Origin of the sequence: Pseudomonas sp. RU47, assembly GCF_004011755.1 — a bacterium.
GTDB lineage: Bacteria > Pseudomonadota > Gammaproteobacteria > Pseudomonadales > Pseudomonadaceae > Aquipseudomonas.
In genome coordinates, this window is record NZ_CP022411.1 from 2333168 (window position 1) to 2354139 (window position 20972).

At 60.1% G+C, this 20972-nt stretch carries 20 protein-coding genes; 13 read left to right on the top strand and 7 right to left on the bottom strand.

Annotated elements, in window-relative coordinates; genetic code table 11:
* Position 1 precedes the first annotated feature (1 nt).
* From CCX46_RS10660 to CCX46_RS10675, 4 genes are read left to right on the top strand one after another with little or no spacing between them, the layout of a single operon-like run.
* A complete protein-coding gene (locus CCX46_RS10660) occupies positions 2-841 on the top strand; it encodes an ABC transporter ATP-binding protein (RefSeq protein WP_127926618.1) in 840 nt (279 codons plus the stop codon).
* A gap of 10 nt (positions 842-851) precedes the next feature.
* A complete protein-coding gene (locus tag CCX46_RS10665; RefSeq protein WP_095120124.1) occupies positions 852-1628 on the top strand; it encodes an ABC transporter ATP-binding protein in 777 nt (258 codons plus the stop codon).
* A 23-nt stretch (positions 1629-1651) separates the two neighbouring features.
* A complete protein-coding gene (locus CCX46_RS10670) occupies positions 1652-2020 on the top strand; it encodes a 5-carboxymethyl-2-hydroxymuconate Delta-isomerase (RefSeq protein ID WP_127926619.1) in 369 nt (122 codons plus the stop codon).
* 13 nt (positions 2021-2033) lie between these two features.
* Positions 2034-3851 carry a glycosyl hydrolase family 28 protein gene (locus CCX46_RS10675; protein ID WP_127926620.1) on the top strand — a complete coding sequence of 606 codons (1818 nt, stop codon included), beginning with the start codon at positions 2034-2036 and terminating at the stop codon, positions 3849-3851.
* Positions 3852-3859: 8 nt separating this feature from the next.
* On the opposite strand, the gene CCX46_RS10680 is transcribed toward CCX46_RS10675, so the two are convergent.
* Both CCX46_RS10680 and rtcR read right to left on the bottom strand, forming a co-directional pair.
* Entirely contained in the window at positions 3860-4138 is a 279-nt protein-coding gene (locus CCX46_RS10680) for a hypothetical protein (protein ID WP_127926621.1), read from the bottom strand.
* 101 nt (positions 4139-4239) lie between these two features.
* Positions 4240-5844: an RNA repair transcriptional activator RtcR gene (gene rtcR / locus CCX46_RS10685; protein WP_127926622.1), complete on the bottom strand. Its 1605-nt coding sequence runs from the start codon at positions 5842-5844 to the stop codon at positions 4240-4242.
* 204 nt (positions 5845-6048) lie between these two features.
* Here rtcR and CCX46_RS10690 point away from each other — a divergent pair, with 204 nt between their 5' ends.
* From CCX46_RS10690 to CCX46_RS10710, 5 genes are all read left to right on the top strand, one after another.
* Positions 6049-7596 (top strand): TROVE domain-containing protein, encoded by a 1548-nt coding sequence (locus tag CCX46_RS10690; RefSeq protein WP_127926623.1) that lies wholly within the window; start codon positions 6049-6051, stop codon positions 7594-7596.
* A 336-nt stretch (positions 7597-7932) separates the two neighbouring features.
* Entirely contained in the window at positions 7933-9159 is a 1227-nt protein-coding gene (locus CCX46_RS10695) for an RtcB family protein (protein ID WP_127926624.1), read from the top strand.
* A gap of 13 nt (positions 9160-9172) precedes the next feature.
* A complete protein-coding gene (locus tag CCX46_RS10700; protein ID WP_127926625.1) occupies positions 9173-9961 on the top strand; it encodes a nucleotidyltransferase domain-containing protein in 789 nt (262 codons plus the stop codon).
* Between the two features lie 8 nt (positions 9962-9969).
* Positions 9970-10995: an RNA 3'-terminal phosphate cyclase gene (gene rtcA, locus CCX46_RS10705; protein ID WP_127926626.1), complete on the top strand. Its 1026-nt coding sequence runs from the start codon at positions 9970-9972 to the stop codon at positions 10993-10995.
* A 151-nt stretch (positions 10996-11146) separates the two neighbouring features.
* On the top strand, positions 11147-11476 hold the full coding sequence (locus tag CCX46_RS10710) for a hypothetical protein (RefSeq protein WP_016987808.1): 330 nt from the start codon (positions 11147-11149) through the stop codon (positions 11474-11476).
* Positions 11477-11533: 57 nt separating this feature from the next.
* Here the strand turns inward: CCX46_RS10710 and CCX46_RS10715 are convergent, their stop codons facing one another.
* Positions 11534-11947: a VOC family protein gene (locus tag CCX46_RS10715; protein WP_127926627.1), complete on the bottom strand. Its 414-nt coding sequence runs from the start codon at positions 11945-11947 to the stop codon at positions 11534-11536.
* A gap of 223 nt (positions 11948-12170) precedes the next feature.
* On the opposite strand from CCX46_RS10715, the gene CCX46_RS10720 reads away from it, so the two are divergent.
* Complete coding sequence (locus tag CCX46_RS10720) at positions 12171-13982, top strand: ABC transporter ATP-binding protein (protein WP_127926628.1); 1812 nt, start codon at positions 12171-12173, stop codon at positions 13980-13982.
* On the opposite strand, the gene CCX46_RS10725 is transcribed toward CCX46_RS10720, so the two are convergent.
* The 3 genes from CCX46_RS10725 to CCX46_RS10735 all read right to left on the bottom strand — a co-directional run bounded on the left by CCX46_RS10725 (position 13979) and on the right by CCX46_RS10735 (position 17295).
* A complete protein-coding gene (locus tag CCX46_RS10725; protein WP_127926629.1) occupies positions 13979-14923 on the bottom strand; it encodes an alpha/beta hydrolase in 945 nt (314 codons plus the stop codon). The two genes, CCX46_RS10720 and CCX46_RS10725, sit on opposite strands and share 4 nt — an antisense overlap.
* A 112-nt stretch (positions 14924-15035) precedes the next feature.
* A complete protein-coding gene (locus CCX46_RS10730) occupies positions 15036-16034 on the bottom strand; it encodes an NAD(P)H-quinone oxidoreductase (protein ID WP_127926630.1) in 999 nt (332 codons plus the stop codon).
* A gap of 61 nt (positions 16035-16095) precedes the next feature.
* Complete coding sequence (locus CCX46_RS10735; RefSeq protein WP_127926631.1) at positions 16096-17295, bottom strand: YbfB/YjiJ family MFS transporter; 1200 nt, start codon at positions 17293-17295, stop codon at positions 16096-16098.
* 111 nt (positions 17296-17406) lie between these two features.
* Between CCX46_RS10735 and CCX46_RS10740 the strand changes: the two genes are divergently transcribed.
* Positions 17407-18282, top strand: a complete 876-nt coding sequence (locus CCX46_RS10740; protein ID WP_127926632.1) for a LysR family transcriptional regulator — start codon at positions 17407-17409, stop codon at positions 18280-18282.
* A gap of 179 nt (positions 18283-18461) precedes the next feature.
* Positions 18462-18980: a hypothetical protein gene (locus CCX46_RS10745; RefSeq protein ID WP_238704392.1), complete on the top strand. Its 519-nt coding sequence runs from the start codon at positions 18462-18464 to the stop codon at positions 18978-18980.
* 48 nt (positions 18981-19028) lie between these two features.
* On the opposite strand, the gene CCX46_RS10750 is transcribed toward CCX46_RS10745, so the two are convergent.
* Positions 19029-19751 carry a pirin family protein gene (locus tag CCX46_RS10750; RefSeq protein ID WP_127926633.1) on the bottom strand — a complete coding sequence of 241 codons (723 nt, stop codon included), beginning with the start codon at positions 19749-19751 and terminating at the stop codon, positions 19029-19031.
* Positions 19752-19965: 214 nt separating this feature from the next.
* Between CCX46_RS10750 and CCX46_RS10755 the strand changes: the two genes are divergently transcribed.
* Positions 19966-20919 (top strand): GlxA family transcriptional regulator, encoded by a 954-nt coding sequence (locus tag CCX46_RS10755; RefSeq protein WP_127926634.1) that lies wholly within the window; start codon positions 19966-19968, stop codon positions 20917-20919.
* Positions 20920-20972: the final 53 nt, after the last annotated feature.

Sequence of the window (20972 nt, forward strand, 5' to 3'; positions counted from 1 at the left end):
TATGTCTGCAATCAAATTGAACGTCGAAGGGCTCAATGTGCGCTTCGTCAATGCTCAGAAAGAAACCCATGCCGTGCGTGACGTGTCCTTCACCCTCGGGCGGGAAAAACTCGCCATTGTCGGTGAGTCGGGGTCGGGCAAATCGACGGTCGGTCGCAGCTTGCTGAAGCTGCACCCGGCCAGCGCGCGGATCACCGCCAAGGCTATGCAGTTCGGTGAAGTCGATCTGCTGTCGGCCGGCGAAAAGGTCATGCAGAAGATTCGTGGTCAGCGCATTTCGATGATCATGCAGGACCCGAAATACTCGCTGAACCCGGTGGTCAAGGTTGGCGATCAGATTGCCGAGGCGTATCTGGCGCACCACAAGGCCAGCCGCAGCGAGGCCCGCGAGCGGGTGCTGGAAATGCTCGAAAAGGTCCATATCCGTGATCCGCAACGGGTCTACAACCTGTACCCGCATGAGGTCTCCGGTGGTATGGGGCAGCGCATCATGATCGCGATGATGGTCATCACCCGGCCACAGGTGATCATCGCCGATGAGCCGACTTCGGCCCTTGATGTGTCGGTGCGTCAGCAAGTACTCAGCGTGCTGGAAGAACTGGTCGAGCAGCAGGAAATGGGTCTGATTTTCGTCAGCCACGACCTCAACCTTGTGCGCAATTACTGCGACCGCGTGTTGGTGATGTACGCCGGCAGGGTGGTCGAATCGCTCGCCGCCGGCGACCTGCAACATGCGCAACATCCCTATACCCGCGGCCTGATGGCGGCGTTGCCGAGCATGGACAACCGTCGCGAACGGTTGCCGGTGTTGCAACGCGATCCACTGTGGCTGACTTGCTGAGGAATCGACCATGTCCATGATCCAAGCACACGCGCTGAACCTGAGTTTCGGTGCCGGCCCGGCCCTCAATCAGGTGCTGCACGACGTCAGCCTCAGTGTCGCCGACGGCGAATCCTTCGGCCTGGTGGGGGAGTCCGGCTCCGGCAAGACCACCGTGTTGCGCTGTCTGGCCGGGCAGTACCGGCACTGGACGGGCGAGTTGAGCATTGCCGGCGCGCCGCTGCAGCACAAGATTCCCAAGGAACATTTCCGTCAGGTGCAGATGGTGTTCCAGGACCCTTACGGCTCGCTGCATCCGCGCCACACCGTCGACACGGCCCTGCGTGAGCCGCTGATTATTCACGGTGTGCGCGACAAGGACGACCGGATCAACGAGATCCTGCTCAAGGTCGGTCTGAACGACAGTTACCGTTTTCGCTATCCGCACCAGTTGTCCGGTGGCCAGCGCCAGCGCGTGGCGATTGCCCGTGCGCTGATTCTCGAGCCGCGGGTGTTGCTGCTCGATGAGCCGACCTCGGCGCTGGATGTCTCGGTGCAGGCGGAGATTCTCAATCTGCTCGCGGATTTGCGCCGCCGCGAGAAACTCACCTACCTGATGGTCACTCACGATCTGGGCGTGGTCACGCACCTGTGTGATCGGGTGGCGGTGATGCAGCAGGGCAAGATCGTCGAGCTGCTCGACAGTCAGGCGCTCAGCCAGGATCTGGCAAGCCACGCCTACACGCGGATGCTGGTGCAGGCCAGTCGTGATTTCAGCGAGGAATCGGTGCGCCAGCTCGCTGGTTAAACCGATCCATCAAGGAGCGCGACATGCCGCATTGCCTTATCGATTGCCCGCAAACCCTGGCCCGACGTGTCGGCGAGCAAACCCTGCTCGCTACCGTGCATGACGCCCTCGATGCCTTCGGCCTGTTCAAGGCCGGCGACATCAAGGTGCGCCTCAATACGTTCGAGCATTACCGGTGCGGCGCGGGCGAGGACGATTTTGTCCATGTCGTCCTGTCGGTGTTGTCCGGGCGCAGCGCTGAACAGCGCCGGCGTCTGGCCTCGGCGACCGTGGCGGCGCTGGTCGCTTTGCTGCCGGACGTCGAGTCGCTGTCGATGGAGGTTGTGGAAATGCCCCGCGAGACGTTCGTCAACCGCGGCCAATATCTGCAAGAAGCCGGATTGTCGGCCTGAACAAGGAGTGCTCATGCCTTATCGATATGTTGTTCCGACGCAGCGCAAACAGCCTTTGGCTTTGTCGCTGGCAGCCACGTTGACGCTGATTTGCAGTGTGCCGTCGTGGGCGCTGGAGGCGCCGGCAAAACTGCAGGTGCCGACCCTGGCCTACGATGATCAGCAGATCATCCTGGTCTGGGAAAAGCCCGCCGATCACGCCGATATCAGCGACTACCGGGTCTACGCCAACGGTGTGTTGCTGGGTGGCAGCAACGCCAACAATGACCGCGTCTCGCCGGCCAAACCTTACATCGACCGCTTCTACGAACAGGATGTTGCCGGTTTTCATCATCGCATCGGCATTCACAGTTACACCGCGCAAGGCTTGAAACCGGATACGGCCTATCGGTTCACCGTGCGTTCGGTGGGCGCCGATGGCAAGGAGTCGGCAGACAGTCCGGCCGTTGTACAGCGGACGAGCAAGGTCGCCGCCGTGTTCGATGTCAGGAAGTACGGCGCCAAGGGTGACGGCAAAAGCCTTGATACTTTGGCGATCCAGAACGCCATCGACGCCTGCACCCCCGGCTGCAAAGTATGGTTGCCCAAGGGCACCTACAAAAGCGGGGCGCTTTACCTGAAGAGCAACATCACCCTGGAAATCGGTGAAGGTGCAACGCTGTTGGGTTCCGAGCGTGCCGAAGACTATCCGCTGGCCGGCTACATCCAGTATCCCTATTCGAGCACCGTGCGCCCGGCGTCGCTGATCAACGCCTTGCCGCGTGATCCGCGTCAGCATCAGTCGTTCGAAAACATCCGCATCGTCGGCAAAGGCACGATTGACGGCAACGGCTGGAAGCGCCGCGCTGATGTCGTCGACGAACGCGGTCAGCCATTGCCGTTCTACCTGCCCAGCGACAATACCCGCTACCAGCAGGACGGCATTCTGGCCAAGGCGCAAGTCGAGCAAGCGGTGGCGCGCGGCATGAACGTCAAGGATGCCTACGGCCAGATGCGCTCGTCGCTGATCACTCTGCGCAACGTGAAAAACGTTTTCTACGGCGGTTTCACCGCGGTGAACCCGGCATTCCACGGGATCATGAACCTGGAAACCGAAAACGTGGTGCTGGCCAATACCACGCATAAAACCTACGACGCCAATAACGGCGACGGCATCGAATTCGCCAACAGCAAGGGCGCGATGGTCTTCAACAACTTCTTTGATACCGGCGATGACTGCGTCAATTTTGCGGCGGGCACCGGGGCCGATGCCGTGCAGCAAAAGCCGCAGGAAGACGCCTGGATCTTCAATAACTACTTCCGCAAGGGCCACGGCATGGTGGTTGCCGGCAGCCATACCGGCGCGTGGATTCAAAACATCCTCGCCGAAGACAACGTTTCCGATGGCACCGATGCCGGCTTGCGCATGAAGAGCACCAACTTCATGGGCGGCGGCGCGCGTAACGTGATCTTCCGCGACTCGGCGATCCGCAATACGCTCAAGCAGGCGTTCATTTTTACCCTCGACTACAACGATCCGAACGCCAAGCTGGATTACCAGCGCTCAACCATTCCCGGGCAGTTCCGCGATATCCGCGTCGCCGACGTGAGCGTCGAAAATGCTCAAGGCAAGGCGATCGAGGTCAAGGGCGACAGTCAGCACGACGCCTGGCATCAGGGGTTGGTGTTCGAGCGCGTGCGCTTCAGTGGTCCGGCCAAAGCGCAGATCGACGGGTTGAAGGATTCGCTGTTCGACCATGTGTCGTTCAGCGAGCATGGCGTTGCCAACCCGTGGGAAATCACCGGGAGTGTCGGGCTGACGTTCACGGATGTGCAGCCACCACCTCCGTAGAACCCTGATCAAGGTTTCGGCGATTTACCGAGGTCTTCCGAGTCGCTCGAAGTGGCAGCATCTTTTGCCGTTTCATGCGACTCGGCGCCGGAGTTCGAGCCCGACGCCTCTTCACCTTTCTTGTCGGCCTTGTCTGCGTTGGATTGAGCTTTGCCGGCCTGATTCACGCCGGGAAGCGCGGTCGGTGGCGCGGCAGACTCGTCAGCAGTCTTCGTGGCTGCCGAGGCGAAAAGCGGGCAGGCCGCGAGCAGGCCGGCCAAGGTGATCGCTGCAATTTTTCTGTTCATGATGGTTGTCTTCCGGTCGAGGCAGATGGTGATTCATTGGAAGCGCCCTGCGAGCGAAGGTGCCCGCGGTTGGACGAGCGGTTAGTCGCCTGCCGTCCGCATCATGTGAGGTCGACGATCTGGCTCCACTCAAGCCCGAACCGGCCGAGGTATTTCCTCAGTCGATCGGCATCGTTGGCTTGTACCTTGGCCTGGCGCGATATTCCGAACAGTCGGCGGCCGGCATCGGACAAGCTGTCCGCCTGCCGGCACACCTCGATCACGGCCTTCAATTGCAATCGGTCAAACAGATCCATGCTTTCGGCGTCCCCCGGCAACTCTGCTGAAATCGCCTGCGGTTGCGCCAAGCCCCACGCGTAGCGCAGCCGATCAATTTCCTCCTGCACCTGGGCCTCGTCGATACGTCCGCTGTCGGCCAGGGTCGCCATGCGTGTAATCGACGCCGACAATTCGCGGAAGTTACCTAGCCACGCCGCCTCGCGAGAGCTGGCGAACGCCAGATAACTGCGCCGGGCTTCCAGGTTGAAGCGCACCAGTTGCCCGTGTTCGCGGGCGTGGCGTTCCAGCTCGAAATCAATGTTCGGTTCGATGTCCTCGCGGCGGCCGGCGAGGCCGGGCAGGTCGAACGTCCACAGGTTGATACGCGCGTACAAGTCTTCGCGGAACAAGCCGTCGCCAACTCGGCTGCGCAGATCGCGGTGAGTGCCGGCGATGATCAGGAAATCACTTTCGACCTCCTTGTCCGAGCCCAGCGGAAAGAAGCGTTTTTCTTCAATCGCCTTGAGCAGCATCGCCTGTTCGTCTGCGCCCAGTTCGCCGATCTCATCGAGAAACAGCATGCCGCCATCGGCAGCGCGCAACAGGCCATCGCGAGCGTTCTGTGCGCCGGTGAAGGCGCCTTTGACATGACCGAACAACGCCGACATCGCGCCATCGCCACGCAAGGTGGCGCAGTTCACCTCGACAAAACGCCCCTGCATCTGATGGCGACTGCGTTTGAGTTCGTAGATGCGTCGGGCGAGGAAGGATTTGCCGGCGCCGGTCGGGCCGATCAGCAGCATCGGCGCCTTCGAGCGCACGGCCACGCGTTCGATTTGCTCGATCGAGCGGTTGAAGGCGGCGTTGCGTGTGGCGATGCCGGACTTCAAGAACTCCAGGCCTTCGAGGCGCTTGTTGGCGAAGCGCGAAGCGATGCGATCGTAGCGCGACAGGTCGAGATCGATCAGGGCATGCGTGCCGATGGCGTGATCGCTTTCGCTGTTGCGCTTGGCCGGGGAGGTCTGGATCAGCCGCGCCGGCAGATAGCGCGCCTCGGTCAGCAGGAACCAGCAAATCTGCGCGACGTGGGTGCCGGTGGTGATGTGGACGAGGTAGTCCTCGCGCTCGGTGTCGAAATCGTAGGCGGTGGTGAAGTCGTGCAGTGCGCCGTAGACCTCTTCGAAATCCCATGGGTTGCGCAGTGCCATCGGGTGCAGGCGCACCTCGGTCTCTGGTGAAACCTGCTGGATGTCGGCGCGCACCCGCTCGGCGAGGCTGACGTCGCGGGCGTCGATGCCGTGAATCAGCTCGAGCCGGTTGATCAGTACGTCCTGCTGTTGGCACAAGCCAACACTGGGGCGCCAATGGCTCCAGCGATTGGCGCCCTTGCCGACGCGATCAAGGGTGGCGCCGATAAAACCGATGGCGACGGTGTGCTTGTTTGGCATGTTTATCTCAAAAGATAAAAGACGATATCCAATGATAAGTATTCGGTGAGGGTTTTGTCGCCAATTCATTCGATGAAAAACGGCTTAGTAAATAAAGTCGATGTAAATCAATAAGATATGAATTTTTTTCGAGAGAAATCAAAAGCTGGCACAGCCGCTGCAATACCTGTCGCAACGAACAGGACAACACAGCGAGACGCCAAGATGGCCAACTCAAATCTCTTCAACACGCAATCGAATCACCTGCCGGCCTGCGACACCTTGAATGCTTCCGGTGCCAGCGCTTATGCCTACAGCCCGAAGCATCAACTGGCGCAATTGGCAGTCACCGGTTGCCTGAACCAGACCTTCTACGCCTCCGCAGAAAGTCAGTTGGACCAAGTGTTGAAGCTGGTGGCCGAGCTCGACAGTCGTTTCGTGGCGAAAGCCGCGATCTACGCTCGCAAGAAAGGTCACATGAAAGACATGCCGGCATTGTTACTGGCGGCATTGACCGCGCAGCGCTCAAGTCTGGTGCCAGAGGTTTTCGAGCAAGTGATCGACAGCGGCAAGATGCTGCGCAATTTTGTACAGATCCTCCGTAGCGGTGCCACCGGGCGTAAATCCCTTGGCTCGCAACCCAAGCGTCTGGTGCAGAACTGGCTGAACAGCGCGACCGAGCGGCAACTGCTGCAAGCGTCGATCGGCAATCAACCGTCGTTGGCGGACGTGGTGAAGATGGTTCACCCCAAACCTGCCGAAGCGTGGCGCGAAGCGTTTTTCGCCTGGTTGATTGGCAAACCGGTGGAGGCAAAGGCCTTGCCGGAGCTGACCCGCGATTTGCTGGCGTTTCGCAGCGGCGCGAGTGATGAAGTGCCGGCGGTACCGTTTCAGTTGCTCGGCAACGAAACACTGAGCAAGGAGCAATGGGCCACTCAAGCCCGCAACATGGGCTGGCAGGGATTGCGCATCAACCTCAACAGCCTGGCGCGCCACGGCGCGTTTGAAGTACCGGGTTGCATCGAATATGTTGCGGCGCGGTTGGCCGATCCACAGGAAGTGGCGAAGGCGCGGGTGTATCCGTACCAGTTGTTGTCGGCTTATCGGATGATGGGCGAAAACACCCCGGCAGCGATCCGCGACGCCTTGCAGGAGGCGCTGGAGTTGTCGCTGGCCAACGTGCCCAAGCTTGAGGGCGCGGTGGTGGTTTGCCCGGATGTGTCGGGTTCGATGGGCAGCCCGGTAACCGGTTATCGCCCTGGTGCGACCTCGCAGGTGCGCTGCATCGACGTGGCGGCGTTGGTGGCCGCAGCGGTATTGCGCAAACAGCCGGCTGCGCGGGTGATGCCGTTCGAGATCAACGTGGTGGGTATCCAGCTCAACCCGCGTGACAGTGTGATCAGCAACGCCGAGAAGCTCGCCGGCATTTTTGGCGGCGGCACCAACTGCTCGGCACCGCTGAAGAGGTTGGCGGACAGCAAGGCCAGGGTCGATACGTTGATCATGGTTTCGGACAACGAATCGTGGATCGATTCGCAGCGTTACGGTGCCAGCGAAACGATGCGGCAATGGGAGCGGATCAAGAAGCTCAACCCACAGGCAAGGCTGGTGTGCATCGACATCCAGCCAGGCCATGCAACACAAGCGGCGGATCGTGATGACATCTTGAATGTCGGCGGTTTCAGCGACGCGGTGTTCGACGTGATCGAGCAGTTCACCGGCGGCCAATACAGTGCGCAGCACTGGGTCGAGGCGATCGAAAGCGCGTCATGAATTGATTGATCACCGGCGCTGAATGCCGATGGGACTACATCCAAGACGTCTCATCAAGCCCTTGTCAGCGCCAGTGACGGCACGAATGCCTGATGGCTGTACATCCAAGGCCGGTTAAGTCCGGAGCGCGGCAACGCGCAACAGTCATCAACTTTTGTCGTGCCACCTTTTTTGCGGTTATTGGCAGCGAATGCGACAGGTACTCCATCGGAACGCGGGTTCGACTCCCGCCCCGGCAACGGGGGCTCAACTGGCAGAGCCACAGTGCCTGTGTTTTTGTCGCTGCGACTTACAGAACAACGCCGAATCATCGGCCAATGAATAAAGAATGAAGATATGAAAGAACACACTTACCAACTGCTCGAAGTCGCCAACGGCAAACCGATCAAACTCTGGACCGAAGGCGTCCCGGTGGAAAACGAGGCCCGCGAGCAGTTGATGAATACCGCGAAAATGCCGTTCATCTTCAAGCATCTGGCGGTCATGCCGGACGTGCACCTGGGCAAGGGCTCGACCATCGGCAGCGTGATCCCGACCGTCGGCGCGATCATTCCCGCAGCGGTCGGCGTCGACATCGGTTGCGGCATGATCGCCGCGCGCACGTCGCTGACCGCCGCTGATTTGCCAGACAACCTGCTGGGTCTGCGCAGCGCCATCGAGCAAGCGGTGCCGCATGGCCGCAGTTCAAACCGTTCGCGACGCGACAAGGGCGCCTGGGATGAAATCCCGCAGCAAGCCGATCAGGCCTGGGCGGGGTTGCAGCCACGGTTCAAGTTGATCACCGACAAGTACCCGAAACTGGCCAACACCAACAACCGTGGGCACCTCGGTACGCTCGGCAGCGGCAACCACTTCATCGAAGTGTGCCTGGACGAAGCCAACCGGGTCTGGTTCATGTTGCACAGTGGCTCGCGCGGTGTCGGCAACGCCATCGGCAACCTGTTCATCCAGATGGCTCAGGCGGATATGCGTCAGCACATCGCCAACCTGCCGGACCGTGACCTGGCCTACTTCGAAGAAGGCAGCCAGCACTTTGATGATTATGTGGAAGCGGTGGGTTGGGCGCAGGACTTCGCCAAACAGAACCGCGAACTGATGATGCGCGCGGTGATCCAGGCGACGCGACAGATTATTCGCAAGCCGTTTGAAGTGGCGCTGGAAGCGGTCAACTGCCATCACAACTACGTGCAAAAAGAGCGGCATTTTGGTGAAGAGGTGCTGGTCACCCGCAAAGGTGCGGTGTCGGCGAAGAAGGGCGAGTTTGGGATCATTCCGGGCTCGATGGGCGCCAAGAGCTTCATCGTTCGCGGTCTGGGCAACGAAGAGTCGTTCAGCTCCTGCAGCCACGGCGCCGGCCGCACGATGAGCCGCACCAAGGCCAAGAACACTTTTACCGTCGAGGATCAGATTCGCGCCACTGCCCATGTGGAGTGCCGCAAGGACGAAGCGGTGATCGACGAAATTCCGATGGCCTACAAGGACATCGACAAAGTCATGCACGCCCAGCGTGAGCTGGTGGAAGTGCTGCACACCTTGCGTCAGGTGGTGTGCGTCAAAGGATAAAGGAAAGCAGGTCATGGAATTGCAAGAGCGCCATCCGCTGTGCGCCACGATGCGTGCGCGGGTACTGGAAGAGCTGACGCGCATAGAGCGTGAACGCAATGTCACGGTGTTATACGCCTGTGAGTCAGGCAGTCGGGCCTGGGGTTTTGCCTCGACCGACAGCGATTACGACGTGCGGTTTGTCTATGTGGAGAAGCCCGAGTGGTTCGTCCAGGTCGATGCGCCGCGTGATGTGATCGAACGTCCGCTGGACGATGAACTCGACGTCAGTGGCTGGGAACTGCGCAAGACCCTCGGGTTGTTGCGCAAATCCAATCCGACCTTGCTGGAGTGGCTCGACTCGCCGCTGGTTTATCGCAGTGAAACCGCGCAGGTGGCACAACTGCGCGAACTCGCCGAAGCGTTCTACAGCCCGCCCGCCGCGCGCAATCACTATCTGTCGATGGCGAAGAAGAACTTTCGCGGTTACCTGCAAGGTGAAACCGTACGGTTCAAGAAGTACTTCTACGTGCTGCGGCCGCTGCTGGCGGTGCGCTGGATCGACCAGGGCCGCGGCCGGCCGCCGATGACGTTCGCCGACCTGCTGACCACCGTCGACGACCGCGCGCTGCTCGCGGAAGTCGACGAATTGCTGGCCCTTAAACGCAATGCCGACGAGAGCGCCTACGGGCCGCGTCGTCCGGCGTTGCACGGGTTCATCGCCGCCGAGCTTGAGCGCGAAGTGCCCACATTACTCAGAACTTCGGAAGACTCGCGACGCCTGGATCGGTACCTCAGGGAAACCGTCAGGTTGTACGCGTAAGGAACGCAATGAAACAGGAAGTGATAGAACTGGACGGTGCCATCGGTGGCGGCCAAGTGTTGCGCAGTGCCTTGAGCCTGTCGATGGTGACAGGCCGGGCGTTTCGCATTAAACAGATTCGTGCCAAACGCAGCCGTCCGGGACTGCTGAGGCAACATTTGACGGCGGTCATGGCGGCGGCTGAGGTCTGCGGCGCGACGGTTTCCGGTGCGCAGTTGGGCTCGCAAGCGTTGAGCTTTGAGCCCGGCGCGATTCGCTCTGGCGATTACCAGTTCGCCATCGGCACGGCCGGCAGTTGCACGCTGGTGTTGCAGACCTTGTTGCCAGCGCTGTTGCGGGCACCAGAGGCGAGTCGGGTGCGCATCTCGGGTGGCACGCATAACCCGCTGGCGCCGCCGACCGATTTCCTCTCGCGCAGTTGGCTGCCGCTGCTGCGGCGTATGGGCGCCAACGTCGAGCTGGACTTGTTGCGACATGGATTTGTCCCGGCAGGCGGTGGCGAGATTGAAGTGAACGTGCAACCGTCGAGCCTGACGCGGATGGACCTGTGTGAACGCGGCGAAGCCATTTCGCAACAGGCGTCGGCGCTGACCGCCGGGCTGGCACCGACGGTGGCCGAGCGTGAGTTGAGCCAGGTTGCCAAGCGTTTGAGTCTGCCGCCTGCGGCGCTGCAACATGTCACGCTCGATCCGGCGCGGGGACCGGGCAATGTGTTGCTGCTGGAATACGCATTCGAGCACGTCACCGAGGTATTCAGCGCGTTTGGCCAAGTGTCGCTGCGGGCTGAAAAGGTCGCCGACGCCGCGATCAATCAGGCCGCCGACTGGTTGCGCAGTGGTGCTGCGGTGGCCGAGCACCTTGCCGATCAGTTGCTCTTGCCAATGGCGCTGGCCGGTGGCGGCTCCTTCACTACGCCGCGCATGACCGAGCATCTGCACAGCAATATCGCGGTGATCGAGGTGTTTTTGCCGGTTCGCATCGATTGTCGGGAGGAGGGCGCGGATCGTTTGCGCGTTGAGGTCAGCGCCAATTGATAGTCAGCCTAGGGGCGGTGGGATTTCATCAGGAAATCCCACCGCCCTTTTTTACGTCCGCAAAAAACTCGCGAAAGGCGGCAAATTGCTGGCCCCCGGATTTTTGCTTCCCCGGCAAAATCGCCTTTTTTCAAAAGGTTAGGTTGGCTCTATGCGGACGATTGTCATCACCGTTGCAACGCTTTCCCTGGCTGTTTTCGCGGTGGGGGTGCAGGCGAAAGAACTGAGCAAAAGCCATCGCTTTGCCTGCACCTGGGGCTCGGACATTGCTGCCGGTGCCCAGCAATCGAAGTTGTCGGGCGTCTCGCTGTACGGCGCACGCAAACAATTGCAGGTGCGCCGATTCCAGCAACCGTGGATGCGCATGACCGCGATGGGGATTACCGAGCAAACCTACAACAGCACCTCGAAGCTCAAGCCGGCGGCGGTCAAGCAGACCTATTACGAACAATGCGTGCGCCACGAACTGGCCCAGCGATAACGCAGAAAGCCCAACCTGTTCAGGTTGGGCTTTTTCATGCCTGACGAAATGCCAGGGTCACTTTTCACTTTCGCAATTGACCATCCACGAAACGCCAAAACGATCCACCAGCATGCCGAAGCGCACCGCCCAGAACGTCGCTTCTAACGGCATGTCGACGCGCCCGTCCTTGGCCAAGGCGTTAAACACTCGATCGGCTTCAGCAATGCTGTCGACATTCAGCGAAATCGAGCAGCCGCTCATGCCCTGAGTCGCGCGGTCGGGAGTGGTGTCCGAGGCCATGATCATCTGGTCTCCGACCTTCAGACAGGTATGGATGATCAGAGAGTGATGCTCTTTGGGCACATGCTCGGCGGCGGGTGTCTCTCCGAACGTCATCATCGCCTCAAGCTTCCCTTGCAAGGCTTGCTCGTAAAAGGTGAACGCCTCACGGCAGTCACCATTGAAGATCAGGTACGGGTCGATTCTCATGTCTCTGCTCCCGGCAGTCAGGCGCGGAGCGTGGCGGGGGTTCGCCGGGTTCCGCGTAGGGCGGTTAAAACATAGCAGAGCGTTGGACGCCGGAAAGGCCTGAGTCTTCCAGATGTTTTTGTTCTGAAAAACGCGTCGACAATAACGCGCTCGTCGTTTGAAGTTCAGTCGTAGCGCTGGAGTACCATAACGCACCGCCATCACCAGCAGAGTCCAATGCCCCATGCCTGATCTATCGCGTTTCACCTCTTTGTTCGATCAGGCGCAGCGAGCCTTGCGCCTGGTTTGGGGGACATCGCGTGGCTTGTTTCTGGGGCTGGTGCTGGCAACGCTGGTGGCCGGCTTGCTGCCGGCACTGGCGGCATGGTTGGGGCAGCGGATTGTCGATGCCGTGGTGGCGGCGATGCAGTTACACGCACAACAGGGCAGTGCGCCGCTGTGGCCGGTGTTGCGTTATGTGTTGTTGGAGGCCGGGGTGTTGGCGCTGTTGTCCGGCACACAACGAGCACTGTCGGTGCAGCAGTCGCTGCTGCGGGTGCAACTGGGGCAGAAGGTCAATACGCTGATCCTGGAAAAAGCGCAGACCCTGTCACTGGTGCAGTTCGAGAACTCCGAGTTCTACGACAAACTGGTGCGTGTGCGTCGCGAGGCGTCGACCCGGCCACTGGCGCTGGTCATGAAGTCGTTAGGCTTGATTCAGAACCTGATCATGCTGATCAGTTTTGGTGTGCTGCTGGTGCATTTCTCCCCTTGGGCGCTGGTGCTGCTGGTGGTCGGTGCGTTGCCGGTGTTCTTTGCCGAGGCGCATTTTTCCGGTGACGCCTTTCGGTTGTTCACCCGCCGCGCGCCGGAGAGTCGGCAGCAGAATTACATCGAAACCTTGCTGTCCCACGAAACTTATATCAAAGAGGTCAAGCTGTTCGGCTTTGCACCGTTGCTGCTGCAACGCTACCGCGACACGTTCGCCAGGCTGTATGTCGAAGACCGGCGCCTGACACTGCGGCGCGACGGCTGGGGTTTCGGCCTCGGCCTGCTCGGTACTGCGGCGTTTTACGTGGCCTATGCCTGGGTGGTGATCGATGCCGTACATGGCCAGATCAGCCTCGGCCAGATGACCATGTATCTGGTGCTGTTCAAACAAGGCCAAAGCGCCGTGAGCAGCAGCCTGAGTGCGATCAGCGGCCTGTACGAAGACGGCCTCTACCTGACCAGTCTCTATGAATATCTGGCTGAACCGGTGCAGTTGGATACCGGCCACCTGACTGTTGGAGTGTGCCCGGGCGATGGTTTGCGCTTCGAAAATGTCGGCTTCCGTTATCCCGGTGCCAGTCGGCCAGCGCTGGAAAACATTGACCTGCAACTGGTGCCAGGCAAGAGCATGGCGCTGGTCGGCGAGAACGGTTCAGGCAAGACCACACTGATCAAGCTACTGACCCGGCTCTATCGCCCCGACCAAGGGCGAATCCTGCTCGACGGCAGCGATTTGCAGGATTGGCAGGAGACCGCGTTACGTCGGCGAATTGGCGTGATTTTTCAGGATTACATCCGCTACCAGTTCAGCGTCGGAGAGAATATTGGCGTCGGCGATACCTTGGCGTTTAACGACTCGCAACGATGGAAAGAGGCGGCTGCCCAAGGGATGGCGGCACCCTTTATCGAAGGACTGGACAAGGGTTATGCCACGCAACTGGGACGCTGGTTTGCCGGTGGCCAGGAGTTGTCTGGCGGGCAGTGGCAGAAGATTGCCTTGTCCCGCGCTTACATGCGCCGTGAGGCCGACATTCTGATCCTCGATGAGCCGACTTCCGCCCTTGATCCGGCGGCCGAAGCGGCGGTGTTCGAGCATTTCAGCCAGCACAGCGAAGGTCGCATGACGTTGCTGATTTCCCATCGATTTTCCAGCGTGCGCAATGCCGACCACATCATCGTCCTGCAACAAGGCCGGATTCTGGAGCAGGGTGGCCACGATCAACTGATCGCCGCGGCCGGGCATTACGCGCAACTGTTCGATTTGCAGGCTCGCGGCTACCGTTAAGTGTCCCGTCCGCTGCGCACAGTCGCAGGCCCGGCAACCCGAGGGACGGGTGGGCTTTGCATCAAGTTGTCGAGCGCCTTGCGATAATTCTGCCCGCCGAGCGCCATGCTGTTGTTGTGCGTCGCGCCCGGCACCAGCAACAGGCGCTTGGGTTGTTGCGCGGCGTTGAACAGTTGTTCGCTGAAACGCGGTGGCACGAAAGCATCAGCCAGGCCGTGCACCACCAGCAGTGGCATATGAATATCGGCGATCTTGTCGATCGAATCGAATTTTTGCGACAGCAGCCAGCGTACCGGCAGGGAAGTGTTGGCCACGGAGGCGGCAACATCCGCCAGCGTTGTGAAAGTGGACTCGATCACCAGCCCGCGCACTGGCAGCGCGGAATGATCGCGGGCGGCGGTCTGCCCGAGTTCAGCGGCCAGATCGATCGCCACGGCGCCACCGAGGGAATGTCCGTAGATCAGGCGTTTGGACGGATCCGGTTGCAGCAGTTTGAAGCGCTCCCACGCCACCCGCGCATCTTCGTAAACGCTGCTTTCCGATGGCAGATCACCGTGACTCTTGCCGAATCCGCGATAGTCGATGGCCAGCACTGAATAACCCGCCGCGCGCAGTTGCTCGATGCGGAACAGCTGCCCGGTGAGGTTCCAGCGCACGCCATGCAGATAGAGAATGGCCGGCGCGTTGGCCTTTTCCGCCGGCCACCACCAGGCATGAATGTTCTGCCCGGCCTTGAAGCTCTTCGGTTGCAGGTCGAGTTCCTGCACGCTGCCGGGCAGGCCGCGATACCAACCGGCAGTGCCCGGTTCGATGCGAAACAGCAGTTTGCGTTCGGTGTGTTCGAGTACGGCACAACTGGTCGGCACGCCGATAATCAGCGCGGCCATGCAGGCAAACGCCAAACGGCGGCGGCGCAGACGCGTCATGAAGGACAGGAACATTAAACGTTTCACCCGAGCGCAGACAAAGAACGCTTTTTACCAGATGACTTGGTCTGCGCGTGAATTTTTCGACCACCGTCCCGGCGCAACGATTACAAAATGCTGCAACGACTCACACCACCCGTAGCACGATCTTGCCGATATGGTCGCCGGCCTCCATGTGCGCGTGAGCTTGAGCCGCGTCGTTGAGTGAATAAACCTTGTCGATCATCGGCAGGCAGCGCCCGGCAGCCAGCGCCGGCCACACGTGCTCGCGCAATTGAGCGGCGATCTCGGCTTTTTCTGCTGCGCTGCGGGCGCGCAAGAGGGAGCCGGTGATCACCGCGCGTTTGGCCATCATTGCCAGCAGATCAAAGTCGTTGGCCCGCGCGCCGCCGAGGAAACCGAGCATGACCAGACGGCCATCCATCGCGAGGGCGCTGACGTTATCGTTGAGGTACGAGCCGCCCATGATGTCGAGGATCACATTGACGCCCTGGCCTGCGGTTTTCTCGGCGATCACCTCAGCGAAGTCCTCATCGCGATAATTGATCGCTTGACCACCCAGTTCGCGAATCGCTGCGCATTTGTCCGGGCTGCCGGCGGTGGCAAACGCTTCTATGCCGAATTCTCGGCACAGCATCAGTGCGGTAGTTCCGATGCCGCTGGTGCCACCATGAATCAATGCGCGTTGACCACGGCTGGCGCCGCCGAGACCGAACAGGTTGGCCCACACGGTGAAGAAGGTTTCCGGGATCGCGGCTGCCTGCACCCAGTCCACGCCATCAGGAATCGGCAGGGTCTGGCCGGCCGGGACTGCACAGTATTCGGCATAACCGCCGCCATTGGTCAGCGCGCAGACTTTGTCGCCCACGGCGAACTGGCTGACACCTGCCCCGAGTGCCACGACTTCACCGGCGACCTCCAGCCCGGGAATCGGGTTCATGCCGGGTTTCATCGGGTATTTGCCGGCACGCTGCAAGGCGTCCGGCCGGTTGATTCCGGCGGCGTGTACGCGGATCAATACCTCGCCTTCTGCGACGGCTGGAAGCGGCACGCGTTTGGGTTGCAAGACGTCGGGGCCACCGGGTTCGATGATTTCGATTCGGGTCATTTCGTTGGGCAGGGACATATCGATTCCTGTTGGCATAAGTTCTGTAGATGGGAGCGTACTGCGCGCGCAATGATTCCCTTCAATTTGCACAGCAGCGCTGCTCAATACGGGCAGGCAGCCATTTCATGGCCTGCTCCAGCAGCAACGCCACGACGATCGCGACAGCGGCAATGATGAACAACAATGCGTGATGACCGCCGCTGGCATTGAACAGCGCTGAATAGGCAAATCCGGCCAACGCCTGAAACGTGGCGAACGAAACCGTGGCACGGCTCCAGGCGATTTGCTGGCGATGGTGCTCCGGCACCAGTTCATGCACCCGCGCCAGGGCCAGCGGCACGATGCCAGGCGGAAATGAACCGAGAATCACCGCCAGCAACGCCAACGCCAGAAACGAATGGGAGATCGCCAGCAGTCCGAGGGCAATCGCCTGCACCACCAGCACCAGACGAATGCCGGACCTTGCGCCAAGCTGATCGGCGAGAAAGCCATAACTCACCGGGCCGACAATCGCGCCAAAGCCATACATCACCCAGATCAACGCACCGATATGCGCACCGGCACCGAGTCCACGCGCCACGTAATCCACCAGAAATACCATCGCCGGTACCAGGCCGGCAGCCATAAAGGCGTATTGGGCGAACAGCAAGTACACCCCGCGCGGTGTCGGTTCTGCGGACACCGCTTCTTGTGTAACGACCGGGTGGAGGAAGTCAGACGGCCAGCCAAACCAGCTCAGCGCGGTCAGCAACAGGGCCAAAGCCCCGAGGCCCAGCCACGTCGCCTGCAAACCCAGACTCAACAGCGGCGGCACAAGCGTCCCGGAGCCGGCAATGCCGAGACCGATGCCGAGGAAGATCGCGCCACTGGCCAGCCCTTTACGCGCCGCCGGAACATGCGGCAGGACCGTCGCGGCGACCAGCACCATGATCGCGCCGCCGGCGATCCCCGACAGCAGCCGCCAGCCGAAGAACCAGCTCACCGACAAGGGAAACGCACAGGCAAAAAATGCGGCGGTGACGATCAGCATCATCAACCGCAAGGCATTTTTATTGCCGAGCTGGCGCGCTGTCGGCCGACCGAGCAGCGCGCCGATCAGGTAACCCACCAGATTGGCCGCACCGAGGTAAACCACATCATTGGCGCTAAACCACTGCGCTTCAATCAGCGATGGAATCAACGGCGTGTAAGCGAAACGCGCCAGACCGATGCTGACCAGGCTGGCGCACAGGCCTGCAAAGATCGGCAACCAGATACCGGTGGGACTTGGAGTGCGCATGTCAGCAATCTCGTGGAAGGTTTATGGCGCTCAGCATATCGGCTATCTTTGCTGCGTTAATGCAGCGATTAAGCGGCACGCTGATGCGTATTTGCATCGCCTGGAGACAGTATGAATTGGGATGACGCACGGGTATTTCTCGCCGTTTGCCGCGAGTCGACACTGCGCGGGGCCGCACGGATTCTGGGGGTGGATCAGGCGACCGTCGGGCGGCGGATCACGGCGCTGGAAAAGTCCCTGGGCGCGACGTTGTTTTTGCGCACCTCCGACGGCTACGCCTTGACCGCCGTCGGCGAAGCGGCGCTCAAAAGCGTGGAGAAGATGGAGCATTCGGCGCTCGAACTGGAACGGCAGATTCAAGGCCTGGACGATCGCCTGACCGGCACGGTACGCGTCAGTACCACCGATTCGCTGGCCATCGATTTTCTGATTCCGGCGATTGCCCGTTTGCACGAGCAGCACCCGGACGTGTGCGTGCAGCTGGATGCGTCCACACAGATTCTTAGCCTGGCCAAGCGCGAGGCGGATATCGCCGTGCGCAACACCCGGCCGGACAATCCGGACCTGATCGCTCGGCGAATTGCCCGATGGCCAGTGGGGCTGTTCGCTTCTCAAGCCTATATAGACGCCAATGGCGTGCCGCAGCCGGGCACGGCATTTGAAGGGCATGATCTGGTGGTTTATCAACCGTATCTGCAAGGCAAAAAGGACCTGACGTTGGTATCGGAGCCAATGAGTCGCGGTCGTATCGTTGCCAGCCTCAGTTCCAGTTTGCTCGTTCGTCGTTCGATTGCAGCAGGGTTGGGTGTAGGAGAAATCCCTGTGTACATGGGCGAGCGCGATGGCCTGATCAGGCTTTGGCCGGAGCGCGCGACGCCAGTGCCGTATGAGGTATGGCTGGTAACTCACGCGGACCTGCGGCATACCGCACGGGTGAGGGCGGTGATTGACCAGATTGTCGACGTGTTCGCTTCGGAGAATGAATAGGTAGATGCTGTTTTGGCAGGGCTACAACTTCTGACGAAACGGCCTACACCAGAGGCAGAATCTCCCGGCTTGTCAGCATTCTGGATGCGGCCTATCGTTTCATCAGCTCGGTGAGGGGCGCACGCTCGCACTGATGTCAATACCAGGGACGGTATCGGTTTAACCAGGAAGGTGTCGAGTTGAAAGCCAGTGAAGCGAGTCAGTACCCATACAGTGAACCATTGAACGAAATCCGGAATACACAAACCATGAGCACGATAAGCCGCGAAGAGTTCGATGCCAGGATCGAGACCATTGAGACGAGAATGGATGCTCGGATGGAAGGTGTATCGATGAGAATCGATGCGTTTCTGGCGGCTCAGGCAGAGCGGGACAAGGCCAACGGCCGGATTCAGTCAGAGATGGACAGGGCTCAAGCAGAGCGAGACAAACGTTTCGAACTGATGTCGTCTGCCATCCAGACCATTGCAGAAGAGTCGAAAGAAGCGATCAAACAAGCGAGTACCACGAAAGCCAACGTCTGGGCAGCGACTGCCGTTCAATTGGTAGGGCTCGTTGCGATCGTCGTCGGTGCCTGTTATGCCAATCAAGCCAACATGTATGCAGCGATCCAGACCACGTTGGCGGCGATTCAGGCGGGCAAGGAGTTCACCGTCCCAATGCCCCCGACGCTGCCATGGCTCAACCCGCCACAATAAAAACGGCCTTCATCGGAAGGCCGTTTTTGTGGGCATAGAAACTCCACATCATGGCATCTGCGGCAACTCCTGCGGCCGCAAGTCGAACACCAACACCTCGGCATCGACACCGTTGCTCAAGGTCAGCAACTGTTCCTCGCGAACCCGCACGCCGTCGCCTTCACGCAGTTGCTGGCCATTGAGTTCGACACTGCCGCGCGCCACATGCACATAGGCATAGCGGTTGGCCGCCAGTTCCAGCGTGGCGCTTTCCTTGCCGTCGAACAGCCCGGCGAAGACCCGTGCATCCTGGCGCACTTTCAGTGAACCGTCGTGGCCGTCCGGCGAAATGATCAATTGCAGACGACCGCGTTTTTTCCCGGCGCTGAAATGTTCCTGTTGATAGCGCGGTTTGGCGCCGCTGACTTCTGGCACGATCCAGATCTGCAGGAAGTGCACCGGTTTGGTCGCCGAATGATTGAACTCGCTGTGCGCCACACCGCTGCCGGCGCTCATCAGTTGCACGTCACCCGGGCGGATAACCGAGCCGGTGCCCAACGTGTCCTTGTGTTCCAGCGCACCTTCCAGCACATAGGAAAAGATCTCCATGTCGCGATGCGGGTGCTGGCCGAAACCTTTACCGGCAGCAACGCGGTCGTCGTTAATCACCAGCAGGTCGGAAAAACCCTGTTCGCGAGGGTCGCGATAGCTGGCGAAGGAAAAGGTGTGAAAGGACTTCAACCAGCCATGATTGGCGAGGCCACGATCGGAGGCTTTGCGAAGGGTCAGCATGATGAAATCTCCTTGCGGGACGTGAATTCGTCCGAGTGAGGAGAAGGTTACTGGTTACTGTTCAGTGCAATAAGTAGATGGAAATTGAAAGACTGTCCTGATCAGGTTGACAGTTGTGCGATGCGCTTCGCATAAACTTTTGCGCCCCGAATGTCGGACTTGTCCATAATGTCTGGCCTGTCTCATGTCTCCTTGATTTAAGTGATGTCTTCCCATGAAAACCGTGGCAATGGTGCTGTTTCCCGACTTTCTCCTGCTCGACATGGCCGGGCCATTGGAGGTTTTTTCGGTTGCCAACCGCTACCTGAAAGCCGAAGCGCATTATCAATTGATCACGCTTGGCACTGAACGTGGCCCGCTGCGGGCATCCAATGGCGTGTTGGTACATGCCGATCGGGCCATTGATGATGCCGATACAGAGCGTTATGACTTGCTGCTGGTGCCGGGAGGCCCCGGTGCCTACAACCAGCAGTTTCCGGCGTTGTTTGCCTGGCTCAAGGGCGCTGTTCAGCGCGTCGATCATTACGGTTCGATCTGCACCGGCGCCTTTGTACTGGGCCATGCCGGATTGCTGGACGGTTATCGGGTGACCACCCACTGGAACTACACCGAACGGCTGATCAAGGGCTTTCCGAGAGCCCATGTCACCACGGATCAGATCTATGTCGAAGATCGCAATCTGATCACCTCGGGCGGTGTCACGGCCGGGATCGATATGGCGCTCGCCGTCATCGCCCGCGATCACGGCAAAAAACTTGCCCAGGATGTGGCCAAAGTCCTGCTGGTGGTGATGAAGCGGCAGGGCGGGCAGGCGCAGTTCAGTCCGCTGATGGCTGCCGTGGCGCCGCAGGAAACACCGATCACCCGCGCGCAAAGCTACGTGCTGGAGCATCTCGACGAAGCGTTCACGGTCGAGCGCATGGCCGCCATCGCCAACATGAGTGCGCGGCACTTTGCACGGGTGTTCGCCCGTGACATCAGCATGACGCCGATGGAGTTTCTGCAAAGTGCGCGCATCGACTGCGCGCGCAATCTGCTGGAAACCAGCGATCTGCCGCTTAAAACCGTGGCTTACAAAAGTGGCTTCGGCAGTGTGCGGCACATGCGTTCGCTGTTCGCTGAAAAGCTCGGCCTGACCCCTGCGCAATACCGCGAACAGTTCAGCTAGAGCGCTTGTGTCCGTCTGGCGCACCCGGATGTCCGTGCTGCGCCTCGTGTAGC